Source organism: Aphanothece microscopica RSMan92, from assembly GCF_046613545.2.
In the GTDB taxonomy this organism is placed as follows: domain Bacteria; phylum Cyanobacteriota; class Cyanobacteriia; order PCC-6307; family Cyanobiaceae; genus NIES-981.
In genome coordinates this window covers 93890-103238 of record NZ_JBKKKY020000003.1, presented here as the reverse complement: position 1 = coordinate 103238, position 9349 = coordinate 93890, and the positions used below count along the sequence as shown (strand labels likewise).

The following is a 9349-nucleotide window of genomic DNA, read 5'->3' as shown; positions in this document are numbered from 1 at the left end:
CAGATCCAACCCGACCTGGTGCTCTACAACGCCGGGGTGGATCCCCACCGCGAAGACCGTCTCGGCAGGCTCTGCCTCACCGATCAGGGGCTGATGAACCGCGACAGGCTGGTGCTGGATGCCTGCCTGAGACGGCGCATTCCGGTGGCGACGGTGATCGGCGGCGGCTACGGCCCCCTGCCGGACCTGGTGAGGCGCCACGCACTGGTGTTCCGGGCTGCGGCGGAACAGGCCCGCCTGCACGGGCTGTGACATGGGCTGTGACACAGGCTTGGAAGGCCCCGGCTTTGACCGCTCTGCCAGTCAGGCCTGAGCCCAGTCAGTCCTCAGCCCAGATGTAACGGGTCAGTTCCTCGGGGCTCGGCTCGGGAGCCTCGAGGGCAAAGGCCACACAGTCGGCGATCTCCGCATCGATGTCCTTGTCGATGCCCTTGAGCTCCTCGGCCGTGGCGAGGGTGTGCTCCACCAGATGGGCCGCCAGGCGCTTGATCGGGTCACGCCGGGCCCAGAACTCCTTCTCCGCCTCGGCCCGCAGTTCGTCAGGATCGGCCAGGGAATGGCCCCGGTAGCGGTAGGTGAGGCACTCCAGCACGGTGGGGCCTTCACCGGCCCGGGCCCGTTCGATGGCCCGCTGGGCGGCGGCGCGCACGGCGAGCACATCCATGCCGTCGACCTCCTCGCCGGCCATGCCGAAGGCCGCGGCCTTGCGCCAGATTTCCGGATCACTCGTGGCGCGGTTGTGGTCCATGCCGATGGCCCACTTGTTGTTCTCCACCACGAACAGGATGGGGAGCTTCCAGAGCGCCGCCATGTTGAGGCACTCGTAGAACTGACCGATGTTGCAGGTGCCGTCGCCGAAGAACGCCGCGGTCACGGCGTCACTGCTGGCATCGCCGAGGGCATCGCGCTTGTAGCGGCTGGTGAAGGCGGCCCCCAGAGCCACGGGAATGCCCTCGCCGATGAAGGCATAGCCACCCAGCAGGTGGTGCTCCCGTGAGAACAGGTGCATGGAGCCCCCCCGGCCCTTGCTGCAGCCCGTCTCCTTGCCGAAGAGCTCGCTCATCACCTCGCGGGCGGGGACGCCGCAGCTGAGGGCATGGACGTGGTCGCGGTAGGTGCTGCAGAACCAGTCGTGCTGAGCCTTCATCGCCTTGATGACGCCCGTGCTCACGGCCTCCTGGCCGTTGTAGAGATGCACGAAGCCGAACATCTTGCCGCGGTAGTACATCTCCGCGCACTTGTCTTCGAATCGGCGCCCCAGCACCATGTCCCGGTAGAGCATCAGCCCCTCGTCCCGGGTCACCGTGGCGGGCGTGGCGGGGTAGAGGTTCTCGAGCCGTTCGGCGTGGGGGCCGGCCACGTGGGTGGAATCGGCGGAGCAGCCGGGAGCTCCGGATCCGGCCAGGGCGGAATCCGCCGTCATATCGCGACTGGTGTCGGCCTGGGTCATGTCGGGAAGTCCGTCGGGCGGCCCTTCAGCGAAGGCGGAAGCTGCACGAACTGTACGGGGTCTGGCAGCCACGACTGTGATCGGGGCAGCCAAAACCGAAGACCCTGACTACAGTCGGCCTCCAGTTGGCCGCATGGGTTGGAACTGCCGATCGATCACTTCCGGTTGCTCGGTGTCAGCCCGACCACGGACGCCCAGTCGGTGCTCCGCACCCTGGAGCACCGGCTCAACCGGGCTCCCGACGACGGATTCACCAGCGAGACGCTCCAGGCCCGCGAGGCCCTGCTGCGTGACAGTGCCGACCTGCTCACCGACACCGCCCGACGCCAGGTCTACGAGGCCGAGCTGACGGCCCATGCCGGCACGGGCCATCCCGTCCATGGCCTGAAGATCCCGAGCAGCCGGGAACTGGGTGGCCTGCTGCTCCTCCTCGAGGCTGGCCAGCCCCTGGAGTGCTTCGACCTGGCCTGCCGACGGCTGCAGCCTCCCCAGGCTCCGACACTCGGCAGCGGCCGCGAAACGGACCTCAGCCGCCTGGCCGCTCTGGCCTGTCTGGCGGCCTCCCGGGAGCAGAAGGACCACCGCCTCTATGAAGCGGCCGCCCATACCCTGCGCAGCGGGCTGCAGCTGCTGCAGCGGGTGGGCCAGCATCCGCACCTGCGGCAGGCGATCAGCGAGGAACTCCAGCGCCTGCGTCCCTTCCGGGTGCTCGATCTGCTCAGCCGCAACCTCGCGGCGATCGAGGAACGCTCCGAAGGCCTGGCACTGCTGGAGGAGCTCGTGCGCGACCGGGGGGGGCTCGAGGGTGATGCGGACCCGACCCTCAGCCCCGAGGACTTCCAGGCCTTCTTCAAGCAGATCCGCGACCATCTCACCGTCCAGGAGCAGATCGATCTGTTCAGTCGCTGGGCCAGCGACTCGCCCGCCGCCGATTTCGTGGCGAGCACGGCCCTCACCGCGTCCGGCTTCGCCCAGCGCAAACCGGAGCGGATCGCCGAAGCCCAGCAGCGGCTGGAGTCCAGCGGGCTGGAGGGACTCCAGCCCCTGCTGGCCTGCCTGCACCTGCTGCTCGGCCAGGTGGAGGCGGCCCAGCGTGCCTTCCAGGTGGGGGCCGACCCAGCCCTGCTGCGCTGGGCCGAGAACCAGAGCAGTGATCCCCTCGGCCAGCTCTGCGCCTGGTGCAGTGAGTGGCTCGCCCGGGATGTCCTGCCCCACTACCGCGATCTGGAAGCCGAAGCCGACCTTGAGGCCTACTTCGCCGACCGGGATGTGCAGGCCTACATCGAACGGCTGGCTCCCCCTGTGCTGTCGCCTCCGTTCGACAGTCCAGGTCTGGATCCCTTCAGCAACCCCTTCACCGCTGCACAGGGCTCGGCCGAGTCGGGACCGTTCCGTCCCCCCCTGGAGCCGGAGGCCCCGGGCGGAGACGACTTCGACGACGAACTCGACTGGCAGGAGAGCTGGATGCCCCACTGGCCCCCCCAGTGGCGTCTCCCCTCGCTGAACTGGCCCTCCTGGCGCCCCCCCGGCGGACGCCGTGGTCTGATCACGGCTGCGGCCGTGGCCGCCGGGGTGCTCGGCCTCGGCCTGGTCGCCCTGCTGCGCCCCCGCCCACCGGCCACGCCGATCGTGGTCCAACCCGTCGCCGGGGAGGCACCGCCCGGCCAATCGGCTGAGAAACCAGCGGGGCAGCAGGCCGGACAACCGGCCAGCAGCACTCCGACGGCCCCCCAGTCGACGGCACCCCAGTCGACAGCCAGCCAACCGACACCCTCCCAACCGGCAGCCGCACCGCTGCGCAGCGCCGAGCCCTCCGAGGCCGAGATCAAGGCCCTGCTGGAACGGTGGCTCGCCGCCAAGGCCGCCGTTCTGGCGGGCAAGGAGGCGGGGCAGCCCCTCGACTCCCTCGCGCGCCCCGCCCAGATCGAGCGGCTCGAACAGGAACGCCGCGACGATGCGGCCCGCAATGAGACCCAGGCGATCACCACCGCCGTGGAAGGGTTGACCATCACGGAACAGGGGCCCAACCGGATCGCCGCCGAGGCCACGATCCGCTACAGCGACCAGCGTCGGGGGCCGGATGGCAATCCCCTCGGCCAGGCCAGCCAACTGGAGCTGCGCAACCGGTATGTCTTCGGCCGCGATGGGGACGTCTGGCGACTGGCCGGCTTCGGGCCGACCCGCTGACGCCGGCTCGCGCGGCGCCGCTTGTTCGGCAGCATCCTGCTGTGCAGCTCCTTCTGCAGCTCCGCTTTTTACGATCAACCCACCCGGCGGCAACCACCGCCCCTGCTCCCCTGAGACCCGGCCTCGATGTTCGACGAGCTTTCCCAGCGGTTTGAAGACGCCGTCAAGAACCTGCGCGGCCAGGGGACCATCAGCGAAACCAACGTCGACGGGGCCCTGAAGGAGGTGCGGCGCGCCCTGCTGGAGGCCGATGTGAGCCTGCCGGTGGTGAAGGACTTCGTCGCCGAGGTGCGGCGCAAGGCCCTCGGGGCCGAGGTGGTGCGCGGCATCAGCCCGGATCAGAAGTTCATCCAGGTGGTCCACGAGCAGCTCGTGGACACCATGGGCGGCGAGAACGCCCCCCTGGCCGCCGGCGGCAAGCCCGGTGCGCCCTCGGTCGTGTTGATGGCCGGCCTGCAGGGTGCAGGGAAAACCACCGCCACCGCCAAGCTCGGCCTCCACCTCAAGGATCAGGGCCGCAAGGCGCTGCTGGTGGGGGCCGACGTGTACCGCCCGGCGGCGATCGAGCAGCTCAAGACCCTCGGCGGCCAGATTGGCGTGGAGGTGTTCAGCCTGGGCACCGAGGCCAAGCCCGAGGCCATCGCCGCCGCCGGGATCGAGAAAGCCAAGGCCGAGGGCTTCGACACGGTGCTGGTGGACACCGCCGGACGCCTCCAGATCGACCAGTCGATGATGGAGGAGATGGTGCGGATCCGCGAGGCCTGCAGCCCCGACGAGGTGCTGCTGGTGGTGGATTCGATGATCGGCCAGGAAGCGGCCGAGCTCACCCGCGCCTTCCACGAGCAGGTGGGCATCACCGGCGCCGTGCTCACCAAGCTCGACGGCGACTCCCGCGGCGGCGCCGCCCTCTCGATCCGCAAGGTGAGCGGCGCGCCGATCAAGTTCATCGGCACCGGCGAGAAGGTGGAGGCACTGCAGCCCTTTCACCCGGAGCGGATGGCCAGCCGCATCCTCGGCATGGGCGATGTGCTCACGCTGGTGGAGAAGGCCCAGAAGGAGGTGGAGCTGGCCGATGTGGCCAAGATGCAGCAGAAGCTCCAGGAAGCCACCTTCGACTTCTCCGACTTCGTGCAGCAGATGCGCCTGATCAAGCGCATGGGCTCCCTGGGCGGCCTGATGAAGATGATCCCGGGCATGAACAAGATCGACGACGGCATGCTCAAACAGGGCGAAGAGCAGCTCCGGAAGATCGAGGCGATGATCGGCTCGATGACCGAAGCCGAGCGACGCGATCCCGATCTGCTGGCCGCGGCACCCTCCCGGAGGCGGCGCATCGCCGGCGGCAGCGGCCACAGTCCGGCCGACGTGGACAAGGTGCTGGCGGACTTCCAGCGCATGCGCGGCTTCATGCAGCAGATGACCCGGGGTGGCGGGATGCCGGGGATGCCGGGGATGGGCGGCGGATTCCCGGGGATGGGGGGAATGCCCGGAATGGGGGGCGGCATGCCGGGCATGGGGGCGGCCGGCAACCGGGCCGGGAGCCCCCGCAAGGCCCCCAGGCCAGCCAAGAAACGCAAGGGGTTCGGCCAGCTCTAGGCACCCGAAGAGGTACTCTGGTTGTTTGGACACTTAGCGGCACAGCCACGATGATCAAGCTCCGCCTGAAGCGGTTTGGCAAGAAGCGGGAAGCGAGCTTCCGCCTGGTGGCCACCAACAGCACGTCCCGCCGGGACGGGCGCCCGCTCGAGGAGCTCGGCTTCTACAACCCGCGCACCAAGGAGACCCGGCTCGACACCGAGGCCATCCGCGCCCGTCTCGCCCAGGGTGCCCAGCCCACCGACACGGTGCTGACCCTGCTCGAGCGTGGCGGCCTCGTCGAGAAGCGCGTGCGTGCTTCCGTGGTGGTGGGGCAGGCCAAGCAGGCCGCAGCCCGCGAAGCTGCCGCCAAGCAGGCGGCCAAGGAGGCCGCCGAAGCCAAGGCCGCCGAGGCTGCCGCTGCTGCGGAAGCCGCCGCTGAAGCTCCAGCCACCGCCGAGGCTTGAGTCCCGGCCCGATGGGCGGGCTGGAGCAGCCCACCAAGGCCTCGGTCTGCCTGCCCGACACCAGCGCAGCCCTCGCTCTGGCGGGGCAGGGGGAGGTCAACCTCCGGCGCCTCGAGGCCCTGACGGGAGCCTCGCTGGTGCTGCGTGGTCTCGAGCTCTGCATCAACGCCAGGCCCAACCAGCTGGAGCGCACCCAGACCCTGATCGAGATGCTGCGCCCCCTCTGGCAGGAGGGGCAGGGCATCAGCGAGGTCGATGTCCAATCCGCCCTGCAGGCCCTGGACACCGGCCGCAGCGCCGAGCACCGCTCCCTGGGGGAGCAGGTCCTGGCCCGCAGCCAGAGCGGCCAGCTGCTGCGGCCGCGCACGCTGCGCCAGAAGGCCTACGTCGAGGCGATGGAATCCCATGACCTCACGGTCGCCCTGGGTCCCGCCGGCACGGGCAAGACCTTCCTGGCCACCGTGCTGGCGGTGCGCATGCTCAATGAGCGCAAGGTCCAGCGGCTCGTCCTCACCCGCCCGGCCGTGGAGGCCGGCGAGCGGCTGGGATTCCTGCCCGGGGACCTCCAGCAGAAGGTCGACCCCTACCTCCGTCCGCTCTATGACGCGCTGCACGCGCTGCTGGGGGCGGAACGCACCTCGGCCCTGCTCGAGAAGGGTGTGATCGAAGTCGCACCCCTGGCTTACATGCGGGGCCGCACCCTCGCCGATGCCTTCGTCATCCTCGACGAGGCGCAGAACACCACCACGGCCCAGATGCGCATGGTGCTGACGCGCCTCGGGGAGAACTCCCGCATGGTGGTGACCGGGGACCCCACCCAGCTGGACCTGCCGCCGGGGGTGATGAGCGGGCTGAGCGAGGCGGCCCAGGTGCTCGATGGGGTGGAGGGTGTGGCGATCTGCCATCTCTCGGCGGCCGATGTGGTGCGTCACCCGCTGGTGCAGCGGCTGGTGAACGCCTACGCCCAGCGCGATGCCCGCCGGCCCCTGCGGGAGCCGGCCCGCCGTTCATAGGGAGATCCGCACCTGCCGCGAGCCCCGGTGCCCTGCCGCCACCCGCTCGACACTGGCAGGATGGTTCCAGTTCGAAACTCTGGGGCGTCATGCCTGCCAGCAGCAATTTCCAGGAGGCCATCCGCGAGGCGCAATCCAGCGCCCTGGTGGGGCCCAATGTCGTCAACAGGGCCCTTCCCTACGTGGGGGGCGGCATGGTGCTCACCGCCGGCGGCGTGCTCGGAGGCCTGACCCTGATGGCCAGCAGCCCGGGGCTGTTCATGCCCCTCTTCTGGGTGGCCCTGATCGGCAACTTCATCCTCTTCTTCGTGGCCCAGAACGTGGCCATGAAGGGCAACAACGGCACGGCCCTGCCCCTGCTCGCCACCTACAGCCTGATCACCGGCTTCACCCTGAGCGGGATCGTGGCCTACGCGCTCAGCGTCGCCGGGGTCGGAGCCATCGGCACCGCCACGCTGGCCACCGGCATCACGTTCGTGATCGCCTCGGTGACCGGCCGCCGCATGAGTGACAGCGTCGGCCAGGCCCTCAGCGCCGTGGTCGGTCTGGGCATCATCGGCCTGCTCATCGCCATGGTGGTGCAGATCGTGGGGAGCCTGTTCGTGCCCGGCATGTTCGGGGGCAACGGTTTCGAGTTGCTGATCGCAGGCTTCGGCACCGTGCTGTTCATCGGCGCGGCCTTCGTGGACTTCTACACGATGCCCCGCACCTACAGCGACGAGCAGTACCTGGCCGGTGCCCTGGGGATGTACCTCACCTACATCAATCTGTTCATCTTCATCCTGCGCCTGATCATTGCCCTCCAGGGTGGAGGCCGCCGCGACTGAATGTGCCTGGCGGCTGAGATCCGTCGCGGGCCCTTCTCATCCGGCGACCACCGCCTCAGCGCCCCCATCCGGGGCGCTTTTTCTTGGTCAGGCGTTGCATGGTCAGGGTCGGAATATCGAGGGCTCAGGTCTCCGCCACCGCCACGACGGCCCTCGCGATCGCCTCCCGCTGCTCCGCGTCGTAACCCCAGCGCTCGAGGAAGGCGACATCCGCGCCGCTGCCGTGGCGGGCGGCTTCGAGCAGGCCTTCGAGTCGCTGCTTGACGGCCTGGGGCTCGAGCAGGCGAAGCAGCTCGGTGCAGCGGCTGGCCACCCGTTCGGAGGAGGCCTCCTGACCCCCATCCCCGGCGCGCCGGTGGTGGAGCGCCATGGCGGTGCTCATGGCCAGGTTGCGGGCGGAGAGGTCCACCACGCCATCGCCCGCGGCCCGCAGCTGCTGGACCAGCGGCTCGGGCAGGCGGTCCATCAGGGGGCAGTCCCCGGCCAGGCTCACCACGAAGAAGCCGCGGGCCCCGTCGCGGCTGGACACGAGCTCACCGATCCGATCGGCCAGCACCTCCTCGCTCAGTTCACCGTTCTCCCACAGTCCCAGCCACTGGGCGGTGATTTCCATCGCCTGCGGGAAGGAGGGTTCGAGGGGCGGCGCAGTCATGGTGTGAGGAAACCCAGGGAAGGGCGAACAGACCTGAGGTTATGGAACCAGGGCCACCACGGGTCCCTGCGGACTGGCACTGTTGGAGGGATGGACCCTTCCGACCAGCCCCCCAGCGCTACGGCCCCGCAGGCCGAGGAGGGAGTGCTGCTGCCGATCCCTGATCCCGCCGAATCAGCGCGACTGCTGGGGCAGCCGGATGGGGTTGAACCGTTCCGTTCCGGTTTCGTGGCCCTGATCGGGCGGCCCAACGTGGGCAAATCCACCCTGCTCAACCAGCTGGTGGGCCAGAAGGTGGCGATCACCTCCCCGATCGCCCAGACCACCCGCAACCGGCTGCGGGCCATCCTCACCACCCCCCAGGCCCAGCTGGTACTGCTCGACACCCCGGGTATCCACAAGCCCCACCACCTGCTCGGCGAACGGCTGGTGAAGACCGCCCGGGGCGCCATCGGCGAGGTGGACGTGGTGCTGCTGCTCGTGGACGGCAGCCAGCCGGCCGGCCGCGGCGACGGCTTCATCGTCGAACTGCTGCGGCACTGCAGGGCGCCGGTGCATGTGGCCCTGAACAAGCACGACCTGGTCAGCCCCGAGCGGCGGCAGGAGCTCGCGGCCAGCTACCGGGAGCTGCTGGCCGGTGGCGGCCAGGACGCGGATCCTGGGGGGCCTCCGCCCCTGGACTGGCCCCTCCACCCCGTCAGCGCCCTGACGGGAGCGGGCACCTCCGAACTGGTGCAGGCCCTGAGTGCGGCCCTGCCGCCTGGCCCCCACCTCTATCCGGCCGACGCCGTCAGCGACCAGCCGGAGCAGCTGCTGATGGCCGAGCTGATCCGCGAACAGGTGCTCAGCCACACCCGCGAGGAAGTCCCCCATTCGGTGGCCGTGAGCATCGACCGGGTCGTCGAGGATGGGCCCCGCACGGCCGTGCTGGCCACGGTGCTGGTGGAGCGCTCCAGCCAGAAGGGCATCCTGATCGGCAAGGGGGGGCGCATGCTCCGGACCATCGGCCAGGGCGCGCGCCTCCAGATGGAAAAGGTGTTCGCCGGCCCGGTCTACCTGGAACTGTTCGTGAAGGTGGTGCCCGGCTGGCGCCGCAGCGCGGCCAGGCTGGCGGAGCTGGGGTATCGGGGCGACTAGCCCCGCAGCCTCGCCACCCGAGCGGTGGGGAAGGGGAGCTG

At 69.8% G+C, this 9349-nt stretch carries 7 protein-coding genes and 2 pseudogenes; 7 read left to right on the top strand and 2 right to left on the bottom strand.

All coding sequences use genetic code 11. The features are described from left to right. Positions 1-252: pseudogene (locus tag ACLD7X_RS01855) on the top strand (histone deacetylase); the annotation flags it as partial. A gap of 67 nt (positions 253-319) precedes the next feature. On the opposite strand, the gene pdhA reads toward ACLD7X_RS01855, so the two are convergent. Further along, positions 320-1450, bottom strand: a complete 1131-nt coding sequence (pdhA, locus tag ACLD7X_RS01850) for a pyruvate dehydrogenase (acetyl-transferring) E1 component subunit alpha (RefSeq protein ID WP_412006901.1) — start codon at positions 1448-1450, stop codon at positions 320-322. A 138-nt stretch (positions 1451-1588) separates the two neighbouring features. Here pdhA and ACLD7X_RS01845 point away from each other — a divergent pair, with 138 nt between their 5' ends. From ACLD7X_RS01845 to ACLD7X_RS01825, 5 genes and pseudogenes are all read left to right on the top strand, one after another. Beyond that, positions 1589-3637, top strand: coding sequence for an ARC6/PARC6 family protein (locus ACLD7X_RS01845; protein ID WP_411421738.1), 2049 nt, complete (start codon positions 1589-1591; stop codon positions 3635-3637). Between the two features lie 126 nt (positions 3638-3763). Then, positions 3764-5233, top strand: a complete 1470-nt coding sequence (gene ffh, locus ACLD7X_RS01840; protein ID WP_411421737.1) for a signal recognition particle protein — start codon at positions 3764-3766, stop codon at positions 5231-5233. Positions 5234-5283: 50 nt separating this feature from the next. Next, positions 5284-5520 (top strand): annotated as a pseudogene (rpsP, locus tag ACLD7X_RS01835) (30S ribosomal protein S16); the annotation flags it as partial. Positions 5521-5690: 170 nt separating this feature from the next. After that, positions 5691-6692 carry a PhoH family protein gene (locus ACLD7X_RS01830; protein ID WP_411421748.1) on the top strand — a complete coding sequence of 334 codons (1002 nt, stop codon included), beginning with the start codon at positions 5691-5693 and terminating at the stop codon, positions 6690-6692. Positions 6693-6781: 89 nt separating this feature from the next. Continuing rightward, the gene (locus tag ACLD7X_RS01825; RefSeq protein ID WP_411421736.1) at positions 6782-7519 is read left to right on the top strand and encodes a Bax inhibitor-1/YccA family protein; all 738 of its coding nucleotides are present in this window, start codon (positions 6782-6784) and stop codon (positions 7517-7519) included. A gap of 124 nt (positions 7520-7643) precedes the next feature. Here ACLD7X_RS01825 and ACLD7X_RS01820 read toward each other — a convergent pair whose 3' ends face one another. Continuing rightward, the gene (locus ACLD7X_RS01820; RefSeq protein WP_411421735.1) at positions 7644-8171 is read right to left on the bottom strand and encodes a hypothetical protein; all 528 of its coding nucleotides are present in this window, start codon (positions 8169-8171) and stop codon (positions 7644-7646) included. 90 nt (positions 8172-8261) lie between these two features. Here ACLD7X_RS01820 and era point away from each other — a divergent pair, with 90 nt between their 5' ends. Beyond that, on the top strand, positions 8262-9308 hold the full coding sequence (gene era, locus ACLD7X_RS01815) for a GTPase Era (protein ID WP_411421734.1): 1047 nt from the start codon (positions 8262-8264) through the stop codon (positions 9306-9308). The last annotated feature ends 41 nt before the right edge of the window (positions 9309-9349 follow it).

Bases quoted from the DNA above. Each gene is read 5' to 3' on its own strand.
- pdhA (WP_412006901.1), bottom strand. From the start codon at position 1,450: ATGACCCAGGCCGACACCAGTCGCGATATGACGGCGGATTCCGCCCTG.
- ffh (WP_411421737.1), top strand. From the start codon at position 3,764: ATGTTCGACGAGCTTTCCCAGCGGTTTGAAGACGCCGTCAAGAACCTG.
- ACLD7X_RS01830 (WP_411421748.1), top strand. From the start codon at position 5,691: ATGGGCGGGCTGGAGCAGCCCACCAAGGCCTCGGTCTGCCTGCCCGAC.
- ACLD7X_RS01825 (WP_411421736.1), top strand. From the start codon at position 6,782: ATGCCTGCCAGCAGCAATTTCCAGGAGGCCATCCGCGAGGCGCAATCC.
- ACLD7X_RS01820 (WP_411421735.1), bottom strand. From the start codon at position 8,171: ATGACTGCGCCGCCCCTCGAACCCTCCTTCCCGCAGGCGATGGAAATC.
- era (WP_411421734.1), top strand. From the start codon at position 8,262: ATGGACCCTTCCGACCAGCCCCCCAGCGCTACGGCCCCGCAGGCCGAG.